We start from the raw sequence: 16,125 nt of genomic DNA, 5'->3' as shown, positions 1-16,125 counted from the left end.
AAGTCTACTACTGTGGTGATTAATACTGTGGTGATCAAAGGACGCCCTGCAATAACAGCAGACATACCGACGACCGATAGCGGCACGTGTTCCCCACTCTTAATTTAAGTTGAAGATATACCCTCTTAACCCACCAGGGCGGCATACCTCCAAGCACACCAAGCGTGCACAAAGCCAAATGTGACGCAACACTGCGGCACTGTGCCATCTGATCACAGTAAAGTGCGGCCCTGTTTCAAGCCCCACCAAAAGCGCCAAGCGAAGCGTTTGATAGCAATAAAAAACTGACCCCAAAAATCTTGTTTCCGACGGTCTCTCAAATTATCGGTGGGAAGAGCAAAATACGGCTTAGACCTCTTCTCTTTGTTATGTAGCAGACATAAAAGTGGAGGTGATTTGGTAAGGTGGCTATGCAGCGGATCGCATATCATTATACACAAATCCGCTTAGGGTATCCGCCACCAAAACCTTCACATTGAACATAGGTGGCACTACCAGCTGCCGCCCAGCATACTAAACCACAAAATATCTGTTATAATGGCTATATTTTAAATGATTCATTATCGAACATAGGATTTAATTTAGGTTTAGATCTTAAAGTGCCAAAAAATACTTTTACATGAAGTAAAAATATTTTTATCAAGACGCCACCAACGTAGTATATATGTATATATGAAATACGTAAAAATCTTATTTTTAAATTAACCAACATGAAAGATAGTAAATTGGATCTAGAAAAGCTTTCCCTAAAAGAACTAAAAGACCTGCAGGAGCAAGTCGCAGTTGCAATCTTCGATTTTGAAAAGCGCAAAAAATCAGAAGCATTGGCTGAGTTGAAAGCCCTGGCGCAATCCAAAGGATTTTCGCTGGACGAGCTCCTAGACGACACCAAAGGCAAAAAGAAGAGAGCGCCCGTAGCGCCCAAATACGCAGACCCAAGCAACCCTGCCAACACTTGGTCAGGCCGCGGCCGTAAACCAAAGTGGATGGTTGAAGCCATCGCAAGCGGCCGCTCACCCGAAGACTTTGCAATTTAGCAGCCGTCACTAAAACCTAAGACCGCGACTTACCCAGCGCCTGAGCCTTCATTCAAGCCAGGCCATCAGTCGCGGTCACACACCTACGACCCCGACTAGCCCCACCTAGCGCAGCCAGGGATTTATCACAGGTATATCTAGGCCTTATGCTTGATGTTGGCAGGCTCCGCACGCAAGACCAATTAGTTGCAGGCCCGGAGTATATTAAGTAAGTCCCAGCGCGAGATTAACTCCTGAGCACTGGACGCATTTTATGACATTACGCAAAGCCGTTTTTCCTGTGGCAGGGTTTGGAACTCGCTTCCTTCCAGCCACAAAGGCAATGCCAAAGGAGTTGCTGCCCATCGTCGACAAACCTCTCATCCAGTATGCGGCAGAAGAGGCGATTGCCGCCGGGATTGATACACTCATATTTGTCACCGGGCGGAATAAGCGCGCAATCGAAGATCACTTTGACAATAATCAAGAACTAGAGATCGCCCTGCGCGCCAAGGGCAAAAACGAGCAGGCGGACATGGTCAGGAATATTCTCCCCAAGGGAGTGGAATGCATTTTCATGCGCCAGCCCGAGCAGCTAGGCCTTGGGCATGCAGTGCTCTGTGCGGAGCGCGCAGTGGGCACTGACCCGTTCGCGGTACTGCTGGCAGACGACTTCCTCACAGGCTCAGAGCACGGCGTCACGGCGGACCTCGCGCGGGCGTTCGAGGCCACGGGCAAGTCGCAACTCAGCGTCATGGAGGTTAACGGCCCAGACATTTCCAAATACGGCGTCGTAGTCCCCGGCGACACTCAGGGCGCAGTCGCAGGGCTCGTCGAAAAACCTGACGCACGATCAGCGCCCTCCAATTTAGCCAGTATCGGGCGCTACGTACTGACACCCGACATCTTCGATATTTTGCGCTCACAGCCCCCTGGCGCTGGCGGCGAAATACAACTCGCGGACGCCATCAACACCCAGGCGGCTGCAGGATCTGTCGAGGCCGTAAAACTAAGGGGCCGCCGCTTTGACTGCGGCAGCGTTCAGGGATACCTTGATGCTATCACAAGCGTCGCGGCGCAGAGGCAACTGGGCGCATAAATCAATCCGGGATCCAACCAAGAAGCCCATGACATAAACCCCAAATATTTGGCCCAACACGGTTGCGCCCACCCGCTAGTTAGTAGATTAACTATCGCGTTGATACTTTCGATCCATGACCCACTCCGCAAACGCTAAGCCAGAGGACGATATGCCAGATTTCCCCCTCGCGGCCCTCCTGTTTAGCACACTCGCCTCCGCACTGATCAGCGGCTTCATCATTATTTGGTTTTCAAAAAGCCGCGGCGCAGGATCTCCTCGCCGAGACACGCAGGCAGTTCAGGCATCCCACACACTCCCAACCGCCCGCATTGGTGGGCTTGCGATTATGTCATCGCTGACACTGGCAGTTCTGCTTCTCCGCACCCAGACCAGTCACGGCATCGCGGTGCCACTACTGCTGAGCGCACTGCCCGTATTTGCCGTTGGGCTCGCCGAGGATCTCGGGCTCTTCGCAAGCCCTCGCCGCCGCCTCCTCGCCGCCGGCGCGTCCGCCGCCCTATTTGTCCTGCTCACCGGGCAGTGGCTGCTGAGTACAGATATTCCCGGGCTCGACCAGGTACTCCTCTGGGCCCCAATTGGCATCGCGTTCTCTGTCTGCCTCTCGGTTGGGGTTAGCCATGCCTTCAACCTAATCGACGGGCTGAACGGCCTATCCGGCTCGACGGCACTGGCTGCATCCCTTGCGCTGGCCTACATCGCGCATGGCTCTGATTTGACCTTGCACAGGGATATCCTGCTTATTCTCGCAGCTGCCGTAGCAGGTTTTTTAGTTTTCAACTTCCCCTTGGGTAAAATATTTCTCGGCGATGCGGGCGCTTACGCCATCGGCCACCTACTGGTCTGGCTGTCGATTTCTATCTTATGGAATGCCCCAAGCGTCACACCGCTGGCAGTCCTTCTGATCTTTTTCTGGCCAATTGCTGATACGCTGCTTGCTATTACGCGTAGACTTTGGCGGGGTGTGCCCATTGCCCAGCCTGACCGGATGCATTTTCACCAGCTCGTCATGCGCGGCGTAGAGATAATTCTACTTGGCCGCAGGAAGCGGCGCCTGGCAAACCCCCTCGCGACCACCCTCACGCTGCCATTTATACTGATGCCAATCGCTGCAGGCGCCCTCCTACAGGGTGACAGGGCAGCTGCAGCAGCTGCCTGCGCAGCCTTCTCCCTCCTTTTTCTGGGGACTTACAAGGCGGGCATGTGGCTCGCGCCAAAACTGCGCCGCCACGCAGTGCAAAGCGCACAATAAAAGCTCGGGCTTCACCCATTTAAAGCGATATCGTTTGCAGGCCTTCAAGCCCACGCGATTATCCATGCGATCACGACTGAGCGGCAACACTGCCTCGTAACTTTGACAAATGCAGAGCAGGGCCATCAGCCAGTAAAGGGGCGAAGGTGGCAGTCGGCAGTACAACCGCATCACGGTAAAGGCGATGGCAGCGGCAATTACCGACGCCCGCCAATCGCTGGTCAATTAAAGGGCCTGGGCAACCAAAAAGGCTGGGCATTTTCAGAACAGGTACGGGCGGGCTAGCCAGCCCTGCTATCAGTCGGCCAGCTTGATCTGCCCAGGCGAGAGCTGCACTTTCGCCCCCTGCCCCATGAGCTCCATGAGCACCCAGACCCGCTGATGCGCGTCAATTGCCTCGACAGTGGCCACAAAATGAGTGAACGGCCCCTCCAAAACTTCGACGCTGTCTCCCACGCAGAGCGCATCGGCCGGAAGCAGTTTCCCCTCAACATCGCAGCGCTGCATGAGGCCCGCGACAAGGCCGGGCGCAAGCGGGGCGTGAGTATTTCCAAAACTGACCAGCCGGGAGACGCCGATAGTACTGTTAATTTTGCGCCACGGGGACGCGTCTTGCCCCGCGGACACGAACATGTAGCCCGGGAAGAGTGGCCTTAGCGACGAGGTGAAACGCGACCCGCTCCGCTTGGTAATTTCCTCTACCGGCAGGAAGGTCTCGAAGCCCTGTCGCTGCAGATTTCGTTCGGCCTGCCGGTGTGCGTTGGGCTTAAACTGGATGAGGTGCCAATTAGTCATGTCTCACGATACCTCCCACACTGCTCAATTTTGAGCGTCTTTAATCACTTTATGCCTAGCACACGACACCCACGCCCAGCACACATACCCACACTGCAGGGATAAAAGTCAAATTGAGCATCGCAAAACCTGATTTTTACGTACTATTTTCAAGAGCTGCGCCACCTAAATATCACTTTGAAACTTTATCCACTTGATATCCCAAGCTCAAGCTAGTAACGCCAAATTTGAGCAATCATGAATAATTTTGGCTTCAATTTGATAAAACGCACAACTGGCCCTCGCGTAGAAGTGAGGCTCGGTGCGGTAGCCGTGCAAGCGCCCCAAAATGGCTAGCCGGCGGCACGAGCGGCAGGCGGAGACCCGCCTCCAGGTCATGCGACTCATCGCGCAAAATCCCGAGATGTCGACGCGCCAAATTGCCGAGCGGGCGGGCATATCCAATGGCTCGGCTTACTATGTGCTCACCGCCCTGGTGGAGAAGGGCTTCGTGAAGCTCGGCAACTTCGCAAGTAACCCGCGCAAGGGCCAGTACGCGCACCTGCTGACCCCCAAGGGCATCCGCGAGAAGTCGCTGCTGACCCACAGCTTCATTGAGCGCAAGCGCGAAGAATTTGCCGCTCTGCAGGCTGAGATTGAGGCATTAGAGCGAGAGGCCGGACTTGCTGGCGAGGCTGCGCCATTTCCTCAAACAGGCCCCAAGGAAACCGCACGTGACTGAGCTGACCTGCTTTAAGGCCTACGACATCCGCGGCGTCATCGGCCGTGACATCGACGAGGGTGTCGCCTACCGCGTCGGCCGCGCCGTCGCCCAGCACTTCGGCGCCCGCTCCGTGGTCATTGGCTTTGACGCCCGCGAGACCAGTCCGGCCTTTGCCGCCGCCGCGGCCCACGGCATCCGCGAGGCGGGCTGCGACGTGCTCGACATTGGCATGGCGGGGACCGAGGAAATGTACTGGGCCGTTTCAGAATTTGGCGCCTGCGCGGGCATTGAGGTCACCGCCTCGCACAACCCCATCAACTACAATGGCATGAAGATCGTCAAATCCGGCTCGCGCCCGCTGGATGACGCCGAGGACTTCCAGCCCATCAAGGCGCTCGCGGGCAGTCAGGACTGGGCCCCTGCCCCGCAAGAGGGCAAGACGCGCGACATCGCCGCACACGCGCGCCGGCAATACGTCGCGCACATTGCGGGCTTTGTGGATGCCGCCGGGCTGTCGCCCCTCAAGGTCGTCATTAATTCGGGCAACGGCGCCGCGGGCCCCACCCTCGACGCACTCACCCAGCACATTGCGGCACTCGGCGCGCCCCTAGAGGTGATCCGAGTGCACCACAACCCCGACCCCAGCTTCCCCAACGGCATTCCCAACCCGCTCCTGGCCGCAAACCACCCGGCCACCGCGGATGTGGTCCTGCGCGAGGGCGCCGACATGGGTATCGCCTTCGACGGGGACTTCGACAGGTGCTTCTTCTTTGACGGCGCGGGGCGCTTCGTGCCGGGCGAATATGTTGTGGGCCTGCTTGCGGGCGCATTCCTTGCGCGCGAGCGGGGCGGCAAAATTGTCCACGACCCGCGCGTCATCTGGAACACCCAGGACGTCGTGGCAGGCGCCGGCGGCGTGGCAATCCAATCAAAAACTGGCCACGCATTTATTAAGCAGGCCATGCGCGCAAATTTTGCCGTCTACGGCGGGGAAATGTCCGCCCACCACTACTTCCGCGACTTTGCCTACTGCGACAGCGGGATGATACCGTGGCTGCTGGTGGCGGAGCTCATCTCAACGTCGGGGCTGAGCCTGTCCGAGCTCGTTGATGCGCGGTTTGGGGCCTTCCCGAGCTCCGGCGAGATTAACTTCCAGGTCGAGGATGCGGGCGCTTCTATTGCGCGCGTGGTGGAGGCCTATGAGGACCAGGCGCTCTCGGTGGACGAGACCGACGGGGTGAGCCTGGCCTTTGAGGATTGGCGGTTTAATTTGCGCCGCTCGAATACGGAGCCGCTCGTGCGGTTGAATGTTGAGGGCAAGGGCAATGCGGACGCGCTTGCGGCACATGTGAGCGCGATTGAGGATTTGCTTGGCGGGACACGTGCTTAGGCCTGCCGATAATCCAATGTTATGGGTAACTTGAATTTTAAAATGCAAATGATGGTGAGTGGCGTGGCGATTGACGGGAAGTACGCTTTAACGTACGTTACCCGAAAAGGGGTACTGTCATGACCACAGTGAATGTAACTGAGGCGCGGGCCAATCTGTATAAATTGATCGATGAAGCATCTGCGAGCCACAAGCCGGTGGTCATTACCGGTATGCATGGCTCGACACTGGCACACATGCGGCGCTGCTTGACGCTTCAAACTTTGTGCGGACGCTGACAGAGAGGCAAGGCCTGCAAGTTGGATCACCCGATGAGATCGCCTATCAAATGAAGTGGATTACCGAAGATCAGCTTAGGGAACGAGCGGCCCTGTTCCGGAAAACACACTACGGGCGTTATCTAGGCAAGTTAGCTTATTAGTAACAACTCAGACAAGTAAGCTGATCTGCTTGAGCGGTCCAAATTTTATCTATCCCGTCACTTCCAAATGTTATGCTCGGCAAACCTTAAATACCTCGAAACTGTACTGGGCTCAGACCACCCCCCTGCCCTCATAATAGCAGCTATGTCATGCCCCTTAGTTAGCAGATCTTGAGCAGCCCCCACCCTAAGCGAGTGCCCCGAAACTTCCAAATCATTCGGACGCGGATACCGCTTCACCCTAACAAGACCTTGCTTAATGATCTCATTTACTTGCCGGTCACAGATGGCACGATCTAAACAGCGCCCATGATTGATCGCACAGAACACGGGCTGGATTTCCTTCGGCTTTAGCTTGAGCCATTTTCTCAAAAGCTTGGCGCTCCTTTCTGAACCAAACACCAGACGACCATTACCGTACTGGTCAGTTTTACTTCTGCGTATAATTCCCTTGAGCGCGCCATCTTGAGTGAACGTCAGGTCCTCGTTACGAATGGCGACAAGCTCAGAGCGGCGTGCGAGGAAGTCGTAGCCGAGTGAGAGCAATAACCTGTTACGCTTTCCAACCAAAGTGTCTGGCTGCGCCTCAATCATTTTGACGAGTAGGTCTTCATTAATGCCGACGGCCTGTCGCTGCTCCAGACACTTCGCGCGCTTCAGTTTGCGAATGGCTAGGTAAACGTCTTCGGTGAATGTCTGATCCTCGAAACCCAGCAGCCCATTGAGCCGGCGTAACGCAGACAGCCGCCGCCTAATTGTGCTGTAGCTGTAATCTAACTGCATATGTTCAATGAAGCCCCTGACAGTGTCAGACACCAACGGAAACGGCTTCGTCTTTCTTTGCTCGCACCAATCGACAAATGACTTCGCATCCGCATAATATGAACGCAGAGTGTTTGGCGCGTATGCACCATTAAGTTGGTTAATGACGTGCTGTATTTTTTCATAGTGCGACATATGGCGCATATTACGACATGGTGGATAGGTGTCAATAGTCTCGACTGAACAAATAAAAATGGCTCGAGCAGCTTTGAATTGGTCGACGCAAAAATTAGCGGCTGAGAGTGGTGTGAGTTCTCGAACACTTAATCGCATCGAGACGAAAGAAGGATTTGCCGCCGCTACGCAGGCAAACCTAAAGCTTGTTGAGCTCACACTAACTGCTGTCGGCATCGAGTTCATCGGCGACGCCACCGACGGCCCCGGCGTCCGGCTCTGGAACACCCCCCAGCCCTGAACACTGACACTTAGTCAAGCGCCATCGCGCGCAAAATCCCCAGCAAATTGCAGTTCCTGGATACAGCGCATTGTTGTAAAATGGCGCCTAACGGAAACAGCCACAGGCGATATTGTGACATATGACCTAAACTCCTCGGGCCAGGATAGCCTAGGCTCACTCTCAATAAACGACCTCCTACCCGAGCGACCCGCCATCGTCGGCGAATTCAGCCCAGCCTACGAGGCGTTTAAGCAAATGACAGTGGCGGACCTCGCGCCCATGACCCAGTACGAGTACATCCAGGCGCTGCAGATGGTGGATTTGAACTGGTCAATCATGCAGCTCAAGGCCTCGGCGCGGGTAGAACTCTCGGATGCCACCGAGACCAAACTCCGGGAGTTGCTCAAACAGAAGTTCAGGCGGGTCGCGGAAGACGCATTCGATCTGGAGTACGACCAATTTATCGAGGCCGGCGGCGACGAGGATGAGTTCGAGGGCCGCATCGATCCTCAGCAAATCGAGGGCGACGTCACAGCCCTGATGGCGGGGCTCACGTCAGCAGATCACGCAGCCCGTGAGGCGGCCACTGCACAGGCAATTTCTCTTGGGGTTGACCCACGGCTGGTTCTGAGTGGGCAGATCCTTAATAGCAGGGAGTACCGCCGCCACGGGGAGGCACTGCCCGACCTCGAGAAGCGCGTGCGGCTGCTATCGGCGGAGTACCGCGAGCTCCAAAAGGCGCGACCGATTGAGGTGGCCCACACCGCTGTCGAATGAGCCGGGGCTTCGCATGAGCAGTCCCAGGCGCGCCACGGGCCCCAGGACGCCCAACGGCAAGGCCGTGTCGTCCCAGAACGCGCGCAGGCACGGACTGACCGCAGAGCCGCCCGCCGGCCTTGTAGAGGCCTGGTATAATATCATCTTAGACAACGACCCCTGCGCGCCCGAGGCGCCCCACTCGGATAACGCCCATTCAGATGACCCGAGGCGCAATGCGGCGCTGCGCCTGGCCATTGCCGAGGTGTGCTACCACCGCGCCCTGCACGCGCTCGAGGCACACCCGAGGGAGCCGGGCTCGGCGCAGGCGCGCATGAGCGAGTTCCAAGTGGCAATGCACGCGCACTTGGACGAGCTTGAGGCGGCACGCCCAAATGGGCGCCCCCAGCTGGAGGAGCTGGAATATGCGAGCTCAGCGCTGAGGCGTTTTGAGGGCATGGCCAATGCGGTCGCCCACGAGCACAACCTGTATAAGCGCTACGTTGGCGAGGCGCGCGCCCAGCGCCGCAAGGCACTCAGGGCGTGGTGCGACGTAAATCGGCCCCCAAACCCAAATTCCCGAAACGAACTCAGGCGGCATCCATAATGGTTCCAGCGGGCGCCCCCTGCCCTCTAGTGCCGGCGCAGGCGCCGATAGAGGAGCGCAGCGCCGATGCCGATTACGACGCCGACCGTGTCCGCGACCCAGTCGCCCAGGTCCGCACTGCGATTAAACGTGGGCTGTATGAGCTCGATAAGACCCCCAAAGGTGCTGGCACCTATAAATATGGCAACCAGCCCCAGGCGGCCCGTGCGGGCCAGCGGGAAGGCCAGTGCGGCGAAGGCACTGAAGTGCACGAGCTTGTCGGTGCCCTCGGGTGCGGGCGGCGGGGCGTCGAGTGGCCAGAGCATGGCAACTGTTAGGGTGATTGCCACAAAGGCTGTGAGGGGGATGTCTAGGTACTTGCGCATGGGGTCCGCGTACAGTGCCGCCAGCCCAAAGCCAAGCGGCGCATCAGAGCAGATATCCGAACAGCATTAAGTTCAGGGGCTTAGGTGTTCCGATAAGTAATTATTATGTGCGCCCACACTCAAGCATCAGATCCGGCGGATTCGTAAGGGGCTTAGTTTCAGCCCAAGAAACTAGTTTTAGCGATGACGTGAAACAAGTTATTGAGCCTGCGATTGTTACACGCGCAACCCAATAAGCATTAACAATCAAATTGGACCACTCAAGTGGGGCTGCTCATTTGCCGTAAAGAGTAAGACTTCGCTAAGATGCCTTTGAACTGGCCCTTCTTACCTGCTGGACAAGCTCATCAGCGCGACGCTTTGACATGCCAAATTCCTTACGCAATGCTTCAAGCGCAGCCTCCTCGCTCCTATCTAAGATCCCATCAAGCAAAAACTTCTGCACCTGATCTTCAAAAATCAAGCGCCGGCGCTCCATTTGAGCGTTGAACGAGGAAACAACAATCCCGGTAATAAGTGCAACCACCACCACTCCAAAAATGGCGGACGCGGAGGCAATTACCTTTCCTGCAACTGTAATTGGGGTGATGTCGCCATAACCCACTGTCGTTAGCGTGATAAGCGACCAGTACATAGAGCCTGGAATAGACTTAAAGCCATCAGGATGTACGCTATGTTCGGCGAAATACATCAGAGAGGAGGATACAATGAACACGATGATGAATAAATAAAGCGCTGCGTAAAAGGATCTACGTTCCTCCATGATTGCTTCAAACAAATCTTCCAGTGCTGAGTTGTAATTGGATAACTTTAAAATCCGCAAAAGCCTGAAGGCCCTCAGGATCCGTAAATCAATATAGGGAAAAAAGGCCTGAACATAATATGGCAAAATTGATACGAGATCGATCAAGCCATTAAAGCTTCTTATGTAGGCCCAGCGCTGTTTCAAACTCCCTGAAAAAGATAATGAGTGATCCTGTAGCTGTGGTGAACTCCAGATCCTAAGTAAGTACTCTATGGAAAAAATCACAATGCTTACTGTCTCGATACCATCGAGCAAATTTCCAAAGCGGGCATAAATTGGAGCAACAGATTCCAGCGCGATAGCGATAATATTTATGATCACAAGAGTAGCTAAAAAATAATCGACGTTTTTGCTGCCCCGGTCGCCATGCTTGGCATATTGCAACAATTCCCTGCATCTATTTTGTGCGTGTCTGTAGGTGCCCTGCATAGTGTTGCACTTCCTTATTAACCCCGACCACTAGTAATCTGCATATAAATTATAATTTTTAAATGCTTTTAGCGCAGATCACGCTCTTGCTGACGAGTTGCACACCAATTTGCGAACAGCCTCGTCAATTTGTTATAAGCATGGAGGGAACAGTATCTGCCATTGCTCTCTTCACTACCTCCTCACCTGTCACATAATCAATTGCTGACCGCTATGCGATGAAGCCTTGTAGTCAGCTGTCATTTATATGCTGTTATGACAATGCAGGGTATACTAAGCACAGCCATCTTTCTCCATCAGGATCATGTTATGGCGCAGAAATCTACCATCTATAAAGTTGAACTGTCCGTTTCCGATATGGACCGCCATTATTACGAAACCCATAAATTAACTGTAGCAAAGCACCCATCAGAGACTGATGCACGGCTAATGATCCGTCTTCTTGCATTTGCTTTGAGCGCCAGTGAGACCTTGGAGCTCTCAAAGGGCTTATCCACTGATGATGAACCCGACATTTGGGAAAAGAGCCTGAGTGGCGAAATTGATCTGTGGATCACACTAGGCCTACCAAGTGAAAAGATTGTTCGTCAGTCCTGTGGCAGAGCCAAAGCCGTCATCGTCTACTCATATGGCGGCAAAACAGCGGAAGTATGGTGGGATAAAATCAAAACGGCGACTTCTCGTTTTGATAATCTGATAGTAATGAACTTGGCTGCTTCTGAAACGAGCGAACTGGCTGGAATGGCGAACCGCTCTATGAAGTTGCAGGTAAATATTCAGGACAGCGATGTAATGATTAGCGTCGATGACAAAGTGGTATACGTGACACCAATCAAATTGCAGAATTGTAAGGGTTAACCCGCAGTTCAGGTCACTTTTGCCATCTGATTTTGCAGCAGCCTCAATTGCTGACCCTGGGATTGTGGCATGTGCGACCCTCTGTGAAGGCCAATATTAGAATTGGCCTGTTGAGTCTGCATCTTGGCCTGCTCGCCGGCCTGATCCTGACACACATCGCAGTTTAACATATAGCGAATAGACTTGGTCAGCAATCGACAGCGGCACAACGCGCACCTCAACTAAAATACTAATCATTTATTGAGGTTTATAACAGAATATTTCATTCGATATTAGTCTAAGTGGCGGACCGAGGATCTGCCATATTATGATCCATGAAATGTTCAAAAGATCCAATATTACTTATTTTTATTGATATTAACCTGAATTCTTGATCCCGCTAGTTCTTGCTTATTCCAGGTGCATCCAGTACTTTTTAGGGGACACATTAGGGGATAGATATGCCCAAAACAGGAACTCAGCTTTCTGCGACTGCTGTTCGCAACCTTCGTGCCCCCGGTAAGTATTACGATCTTCACGGGCTGTTTCTGCGCATCGAACCGACCGGGTCGCGTAGGTGGGTACAGCGATTAAGCATAAACTCCAGGCAACGAGAAATCGGACTGGGATCAGCAGATATTGTTTCGCTTGCTGAGGCACGAGATCAAGCACTGTTAAATAAGAAGCTGGCAAGAGCAGGCGGCGACCCGTTAGCTGTCAAGCGAGAACGTATCTCTATTCCCAATTTCAATGAGGCAATAGACAAGGTCATCGAGTTAAACGCTCCGACGTGGACTAATGCAAAACATGCAGCACAGTTCAAATCCACTTTAACCAACTACGTAACCCCTAAGCTTGGAAAGCGGCCAGTTAACGACATCCAAGCCTCTGACATACTCACAGTCCTTCAACCTATATGGGTTGAGAAAAACGAAACTGCCCGCCGGGTTAAGCAGCGCATAGGGACAGTTATGAAGTGGGCCATAGCTCAAGGCTTAAGAACTGATGATCCAACAGCTGCGCTCAATCAGGTTCTTCCAAAACCAAATAGGAAGGTGAAGCACAGGGCTACCCTACCCTACGCAGACGTCAGCAATTGTCTGGAGACTGTTAAGCAGTCAGACGCAATGACGAGCACCAAGCTAGCCATTGAGCTTCTCGTGCTCACCGCTACGCGTTCGGGCGAAGTGAGGCTAGCCGATTGGGGCGAATTCGATCTTGATGCTAAAATCTGGACCATCCCAGCAGAGAGGATGAAGATGAAAGAGGAGCATGTCATTCCTCTTTCGGATCGTGCTTTGGAAGTCTTAGAGCAAGCCAAAGCACTCGGTGGCCACGGCTTGGTTTTTCCCGGCATGCGGTCAGGTCGACCAATGTCAGATATGACAATGTCAAAGCTAGTCAAAGAATTGGGCTATCCTGTCGACATACACGGCTTCAGGACAAGCTTTCGAACCTGGGTTCAGGAGCAAACTAACACCGCTCATGAGGTTGCCGAGCGAGCGCTTGCTCACAAAACAAATAATAAGGTTGAGGCGGCGTATGCTCGGTCAGACCTATTTGAGAAGCGCCGAAGACTGATGGATACATGGGCCAGTTATTTGAGTGATGAGCCTGCAAAGGTGGTGCAATTGCGATGAGTGATAAAATCAAAGCCGACATTAATGCCGCAAGACAGACAATTTGTTCTGCAATTTCTGATTGGACACAGACCTATTACAGCTACGGCGACCCGATCCCAACTGTCGTCAATGGAGCAGTTACTGGATGCTTGAAACAATCACTTCTTACTAAAGGTGAGCGAATAAATAAGATTATTAGGCCAGTAATATTAGCTGCGCCATCAAGTACGGAAGAAATCGAAACGTTGAAGAAACTGAAAGGCCACAGCGAACTCACATTAAAAGACATTGAAAACTTAACCGATGCAGTCCGATCAAAGTTAGGCAAGATAACTGACAAAGCCCAAAATCTCTCACCATCAGAGACGATAGTCCAAAAGAAAATCATAGCGGCTATTGGCACCATACAGACAGCGGACATCGCACTGAGACAATTACACCATGCTGCAAGCGAAGTAATTGCAAACAGCCAATCAAAACGTGTCAAAAAGCAAGGACCCCCAAAAAACGAGGTGGCTCACACGGTTGCCTACGAATTTTCATGTTTATATTTCGATATAACACAGATGCTACCGACATATGCGGACGGACCCAGCGGTCCCAGTGGCAAAGTATCCCCAAAACTTACTCAGCTATTCGAAAAATTAGCAATATCGGCCGACATAAGGCGTCCGCTAGAGGCGGCTATCGACAGAATTGAGAAAGAAAGAAAATAGCCGACATAATTCGAGGACCCGCCACATTTGTGTCAGTTCAACCTCGTTGAAACGCAAAGGACTTGCGCAGAACTTTTTGGCATCCAAACCAAAAAGGACTTCAAATGACCCATCGAGTTATACGACGCCCCGAAGTTGAAATTTTGACAGGCATACCTCGTAGCACACTATACGCAAAGATCGCTGCCGGTGAATTTCCAGCGCCCATCAAAATTGGTCAAAGATCAGTTGGTTGGCGAGAAGCCGAAATAAATGACTGGTTGAGCAACTGCCAGCGCAGCACGCAGAAACTGGGAGGGCTTTAAATGCTTAAGCAGTTTGTAGAGCTGGGCACCCCCACCCTCCCCCAGACAACCCGCCATCATACCTATACATCTCACAGGGAACGCGATGATTGCTACGACGATGTCATCCTCCAACTCAGCCCTCGCTACCGCGTGATCACGTGCCGCGATGTGTCCCAGTGGATTATCCAAAAGAAAGAGGCCTCCCATGCAGGCCCTTGGCGTGGCGTCAGCTATCATACGTGTCGTGACAGCCTGATGCGAGCCTGTGGGAGCTTAAATCTGCTCTCAGCGGCATCAGAGGACCAGCTCCTCGACGCCCTGCCCGCTTCTTTCCGCGAATATGCAAAAGAGCGCACCTGCTCATAAAGAAACCGCGTACTCCTGAAAGCACGCGGTTAGTTCGATCTGACAAATTTTTTAGAGAGCTTTGTCTGGGTGAAAAGTAGCATGTTTTTGGGTGTGCCTCAATTGAAAGGCATCTGAAAATGATAGTCGAATACAACCGCAGCGCTATTGAGTGCCACATCAAATTACTGACACGGCCATGGATTGAGGATGGGCTGTCCACCCTGCTCGAAATCAGGTGTCTACAAGATAAAGGCCGCTCCAAAAGCCTTTATGTCGATCCAACGGACGCAGACTTTCTCGATGATGCAATCACTAAAGTCTGTGATCTCAATCAAGCAGGGTGGAACGCCTACATCTGTGTAAACCCCATGGATAACACCAACGTCGGCCCCGCGAACGATGAGGCTATTGTAGCGGCATACTTCGTATTTGCTGATGCAGATGATGGAGAAGCATCACAGCAGCTTTTAGCCTCGCATGTTCAGCCGGACTTCTACGTTCAGACTGGCACTGTGCCAACGCAAAGACTGCACGCCTATTGGCGCATAGACGGCATCCCTGACCTTGATGACTGGCAAGTGATGCAAAAACGGCTGATTACAAAGTTTGGAAGCGACAAAGCAATCTGCAATCCATCACGCGTCATGCGGTTAGCAGGCACCGTCGCCTACCCCTCAAAGACAAAAGAAATCCGCGGTTACGTTCCGGAAACAACCCTACTCAAGGAGGGCACTTAATGCCTATGTCATTCGAAGATTTTATGGCCGCGTTTCCAGCGCAGGAAAAGCAGCCCTCAAAGCATGCTCCTGTAAGCGACGACACATTCTTCATCGATACTGGTGACGTAAACGCCCAACGCCTTCGCGCTGCAAGGACCGGAGTAGAGTGGCACAACAATGTTCGAGACATCGTCGCTTCGATGGTCTCCGCAGGGGTCTCCGATGAAATCATTGTAGCTCTCGCACCTGCCATAACCCTCGACGGTTATACCGTTGACCAAACCGTCGCTGAACTACGGCCTATGATTAGAGGAGCAAGACAAAAGGGTTTTGGGGAGGGACAAATAGACGAAGTGTCTAGCCCCCAATTTCAGTGCCACTAATTTTGGATTTCTCTAATAAGGTTTCTGGCATGGGAGGTCGCATTCCGAGTGCATGATGGGGCCTGATGTGATTGTATTCTTTGAGCCAAATATTGATTGCGACCTGAGCCTGTTTGATGCTGTGGAACCATTCAGCGTTTAAGACTTCTTGGCGAAGAATACCGTTGAACCGTTCATTGTAACCGTTTTCCCAAGGACTGCCTGGGTAGATTTGGATTGGTTTGACGCCAACCTTTCTGAGCCATTTTTGAAGGTGTTCAGCTACGAACTCCCCGCCATTGTCAGATCGAATGCATTCAGGCTTTCCGTATTTCATCAGCAAACGATGTATGACACGCAAAACATCATCTGAGTTC

At 53.0% G+C, this 16,125-nt stretch carries 20 protein-coding genes and 1 pseudogene; 16 read left to right on the top strand and 5 right to left on the bottom strand.

The annotated features are described in order from the left end of the window. Nucleotides 1–710 precede the first annotated feature (710 nt). The 3 genes from NIG5292_RS13335 (at nucleotide 711) to NIG5292_RS14515 (ending at nucleotide 3,367) form a co-directional block, all read left to right on the top strand. A complete protein-coding gene (locus NIG5292_RS13335) occupies nucleotides 711–1,037 on the top strand; it encodes an H-NS histone family protein (RefSeq protein ID WP_048600032.1) in 327 nt (108 codons plus the stop codon). A 253-nt stretch (nucleotides 1,038–1,290) separates the two neighbouring features. Next, nucleotides 1,291–2,115 carry a UTP--glucose-1-phosphate uridylyltransferase GalU gene (galU, locus tag NIG5292_RS13330; RefSeq protein WP_048600031.1) on the top strand — a complete coding sequence of 275 codons (825 nt, stop codon included), beginning with the start codon at nucleotides 1,291–1,293 and terminating at the stop codon, nucleotides 2,113–2,115. A 151-nt stretch (nucleotides 2,116–2,266) separates the two neighbouring features. Beyond that, nucleotides 2,267–3,367 (top strand): MraY family glycosyltransferase, encoded by a 1,101-nt coding sequence (locus NIG5292_RS14515; RefSeq protein WP_158441667.1) that lies wholly within the window; start codon nucleotides 2,267–2,269, stop codon nucleotides 3,365–3,367. A 297-nt stretch (nucleotides 3,368–3,664) separates the two neighbouring features. On the opposite strand, the gene nusG is transcribed toward NIG5292_RS14515, so the two are convergent. After that, nucleotides 3,665–4,162 carry a transcription termination/antitermination protein NusG gene (gene nusG, locus NIG5292_RS13320; RefSeq protein WP_048600030.1) on the bottom strand — a complete coding sequence of 166 codons (498 nt, stop codon included), beginning with the start codon at nucleotides 4,160–4,162 and terminating at the stop codon, nucleotides 3,665–3,667. Nucleotides 4,163–4,490: 328 nt separating this feature from the next. Between nusG and NIG5292_RS13315 the strand changes: the two genes are divergently transcribed. The 4 genes and pseudogenes from NIG5292_RS13315 to NIG5292_RS15190 all read left to right on the top strand — a co-directional run. Beyond that, nucleotides 4,491–4,883 (top strand): MarR family EPS-associated transcriptional regulator, encoded by a 393-nt coding sequence (locus NIG5292_RS13315; protein WP_048600029.1) that lies wholly within the window; start codon nucleotides 4,491–4,493, stop codon nucleotides 4,881–4,883. Beyond that, nucleotides 4,876–6,255, top strand: coding sequence for a phosphohexomutase domain-containing protein (locus NIG5292_RS13310; RefSeq protein ID WP_048600028.1), 1,380 nt, complete (start codon nucleotides 4,876–4,878; stop codon nucleotides 6,253–6,255). Before NIG5292_RS13315 ends, NIG5292_RS13310 begins: the two co-directional genes overlap by 8 nt. Nucleotides 6,256–6,374: 119 nt before the next feature. After that, nucleotides 6,375–6,533, top strand: coding sequence for a type II toxin-antitoxin system Phd/YefM family antitoxin (locus NIG5292_RS14700; protein WP_082136711.1), 159 nt, complete (start codon nucleotides 6,375–6,377; stop codon nucleotides 6,531–6,533). Next, nucleotides 6,467–6,676: pseudogene (locus tag NIG5292_RS15190) on the top strand (glucose-1-phosphate thymidylyltransferase); the annotation flags it as partial. The gene NIG5292_RS14700 and the pseudogene NIG5292_RS15190, both read left to right, overlap by 67 nt. Nucleotides 6,677–6,733: 57 nt before the next feature. Here NIG5292_RS15190 and NIG5292_RS13300 read toward each other — a convergent pair. Next, a complete protein-coding gene (locus NIG5292_RS13300; RefSeq protein ID WP_048600027.1) occupies nucleotides 6,734–7,633 on the bottom strand; it encodes a tyrosine-type recombinase/integrase in 900 nt (299 codons plus the stop codon). A 58-nt stretch (nucleotides 7,634–7,691) separates the two neighbouring features. Between NIG5292_RS13300 and NIG5292_RS15355 the strand changes: the two genes are divergently transcribed. The 3 genes from NIG5292_RS15355 (at nucleotide 7,692) to NIG5292_RS14855 (ending at nucleotide 9,258) form a co-directional block, all read left to right on the top strand. Next, nucleotides 7,692–7,913: a helix-turn-helix domain-containing protein gene (locus NIG5292_RS15355; protein ID WP_048600026.1), complete on the top strand. Its 222-nt coding sequence runs from the start codon at nucleotides 7,692–7,694 to the stop codon at nucleotides 7,911–7,913. A gap of 114 nt (nucleotides 7,914–8,027) precedes the next feature. Further along, on the top strand, nucleotides 8,028–8,672 hold the full coding sequence (locus NIG5292_RS13290) for a hypothetical protein (protein ID WP_048600025.1): 645 nt from the start codon (nucleotides 8,028–8,030) through the stop codon (nucleotides 8,670–8,672). 313 nt (nucleotides 8,673–8,985) lie between these two features. Then, nucleotides 8,986–9,258 carry a hypothetical protein gene (locus NIG5292_RS14855; protein ID WP_143081950.1) on the top strand — a complete coding sequence of 91 codons (273 nt, stop codon included), beginning with the start codon at nucleotides 8,986–8,988 and terminating at the stop codon, nucleotides 9,256–9,258. A gap of 26 nt (nucleotides 9,259–9,284) precedes the next feature. On the opposite strand, the gene NIG5292_RS13280 is transcribed toward NIG5292_RS14855, so the two are convergent. Together NIG5292_RS13280 and NIG5292_RS13275 are read right to left on the bottom strand one after the other, a co-directional pair. Further along, nucleotides 9,285–9,623: a VanZ family protein gene (locus NIG5292_RS13280; RefSeq protein WP_053084927.1), complete on the bottom strand. Its 339-nt coding sequence runs from the start codon at nucleotides 9,621–9,623 to the stop codon at nucleotides 9,285–9,287. Between the two features lie 301 nt (nucleotides 9,624–9,924). Further along, nucleotides 9,925–10,857, bottom strand: a complete 933-nt coding sequence (locus NIG5292_RS13275; RefSeq protein ID WP_074842079.1) for an ion transporter — start codon at nucleotides 10,855–10,857, stop codon at nucleotides 9,925–9,927. A 309-nt stretch (nucleotides 10,858–11,166) separates the two neighbouring features. On the opposite strand from NIG5292_RS13275, the gene NIG5292_RS13270 reads away from it, so the two are divergent. The 6 genes from NIG5292_RS13270 to NIG5292_RS13245 all read left to right on the top strand — a co-directional run bounded on the left by NIG5292_RS13270 (nucleotide 11,167) and on the right by NIG5292_RS13245 (nucleotide 15,769). Then, nucleotides 11,167–11,715: a YaeQ family protein gene (locus tag NIG5292_RS13270; RefSeq protein ID WP_048600023.1), complete on the top strand. Its 549-nt coding sequence runs from the start codon at nucleotides 11,167–11,169 to the stop codon at nucleotides 11,713–11,715. Between the two features lie 440 nt (nucleotides 11,716–12,155). Further along, entirely contained in the window at nucleotides 12,156–13,334 is a 1,179-nt protein-coding gene (locus NIG5292_RS13265; RefSeq protein ID WP_048600022.1) for a tyrosine-type recombinase/integrase, read from the top strand. After that, on the top strand, nucleotides 13,331–14,032 hold the full coding sequence (locus NIG5292_RS13260) for a hypothetical protein (protein WP_048600021.1): 702 nt from the start codon (nucleotides 13,331–13,333) through the stop codon (nucleotides 14,030–14,032). Before NIG5292_RS13265 ends, NIG5292_RS13260 begins: the two co-directional genes overlap by 4 nt. A gap of 104 nt (nucleotides 14,033–14,136) precedes the next feature. Next, complete coding sequence (locus NIG5292_RS14690) at nucleotides 14,137–14,337, top strand: helix-turn-helix transcriptional regulator (RefSeq protein ID WP_074842080.1); 201 nt, start codon at nucleotides 14,137–14,139, stop codon at nucleotides 14,335–14,337. 467 nt (nucleotides 14,338–14,804) lie between these two features. Then, a complete protein-coding gene (locus NIG5292_RS13250; protein WP_048600019.1) occupies nucleotides 14,805–15,404 on the top strand; it encodes a hypothetical protein in 600 nt (199 codons plus the stop codon). Beyond that, complete coding sequence (locus NIG5292_RS13245) at nucleotides 15,404–15,769, top strand: hypothetical protein (RefSeq protein ID WP_048600018.1); 366 nt, start codon at nucleotides 15,404–15,406, stop codon at nucleotides 15,767–15,769. Before NIG5292_RS13250 ends, NIG5292_RS13245 begins: the two co-directional genes overlap by 1 nt. On the opposite strand, the gene NIG5292_RS13240 is transcribed toward NIG5292_RS13245, so the two are convergent. Further along, nucleotides 15,744–16,125, bottom strand: a 382-nt coding sequence (locus NIG5292_RS13240; protein WP_048600017.1) for an integrase core domain-containing protein, incomplete at its 5' end; no start/stop codon positions are given. The genes NIG5292_RS13245 and NIG5292_RS13240 overlap by 26 nt on opposite strands.

It is taken from the genome of Nereida ignava, assembly GCF_001049735.1.
In the GTDB taxonomy this organism is placed as follows: Bacteria; Pseudomonadota; Alphaproteobacteria; order Rhodobacterales; family Rhodobacteraceae; genus Nereida; species Nereida ignava.
This window is presented reverse-complemented; position numbering and strand designations above follow the sequence as displayed.

Excerpts from the sequence above, each read along its gene's own strand:
- NIG5292_RS13335 (WP_048600032.1), top strand. The coding sequence starts at position 711 with ATGAAAGATAGTAAATTGGATCTAGAAAAGCTTTCCCTAAAAGAACTA.
- galU (WP_048600031.1), top strand. The coding sequence starts at position 1,291 with ATGACATTACGCAAAGCCGTTTTTCCTGTGGCAGGGTTTGGAACTCGC.
- NIG5292_RS14515 (WP_158441667.1), top strand. The coding sequence starts at position 2,267 with ATGCCAGATTTCCCCCTCGCGGCCCTCCTGTTTAGCACACTCGCCTCC.
- nusG (WP_048600030.1), bottom strand. The coding sequence starts at position 4,162 with ATGACTAATTGGCACCTCATCCAGTTTAAGCCCAACGCACACCGGCAG.
- NIG5292_RS13315 (WP_048600029.1), top strand. The coding sequence starts at position 4,491 with ATGGCTAGCCGGCGGCACGAGCGGCAGGCGGAGACCCGCCTCCAGGTC.
- NIG5292_RS14700 (WP_082136711.1), top strand. The coding sequence starts at position 6,375 with ATGACCACAGTGAATGTAACTGAGGCGCGGGCCAATCTGTATAAATTG.
- NIG5292_RS13300 (WP_048600027.1), bottom strand. The coding sequence starts at position 7,633 with ATGTCGCACTATGAAAAAATACAGCACGTCATTAACCAACTTAATGGT.
- NIG5292_RS15355 (WP_048600026.1), top strand. The coding sequence starts at position 7,692 with ATGGCTCGAGCAGCTTTGAATTGGTCGACGCAAAAATTAGCGGCTGAG.
- NIG5292_RS14855 (WP_143081950.1), top strand. The coding sequence starts at position 8,986 with ATGAGCGAGTTCCAAGTGGCAATGCACGCGCACTTGGACGAGCTTGAG.
- NIG5292_RS13280 (WP_053084927.1), bottom strand. The coding sequence starts at position 9,623 with ATGCGCAAGTACCTAGACATCCCCCTCACAGCCTTTGTGGCAATCACC.
- NIG5292_RS13275 (WP_074842079.1), bottom strand. The coding sequence starts at position 10,857 with ATGCAGGGCACCTACAGACACGCACAAAATAGATGCAGGGAATTGTTG.
- NIG5292_RS13270 (WP_048600023.1), top strand. The coding sequence starts at position 11,167 with ATGGCGCAGAAATCTACCATCTATAAAGTTGAACTGTCCGTTTCCGAT.
- NIG5292_RS13265 (WP_048600022.1), top strand. The coding sequence starts at position 12,156 with ATGCCCAAAACAGGAACTCAGCTTTCTGCGACTGCTGTTCGCAACCTT.
- NIG5292_RS13260 (WP_048600021.1), top strand. The coding sequence starts at position 13,331 with ATGAGTGATAAAATCAAAGCCGACATTAATGCCGCAAGACAGACAATT.
- NIG5292_RS14690 (WP_074842080.1), top strand. The coding sequence starts at position 14,137 with ATGACCCATCGAGTTATACGACGCCCCGAAGTTGAAATTTTGACAGGC.
- NIG5292_RS13250 (WP_048600019.1), top strand. The coding sequence starts at position 14,805 with ATGATAGTCGAATACAACCGCAGCGCTATTGAGTGCCACATCAAATTA.
- NIG5292_RS13245 (WP_048600018.1), top strand. The coding sequence starts at position 15,404 with ATGCCTATGTCATTCGAAGATTTTATGGCCGCGTTTCCAGCGCAGGAA.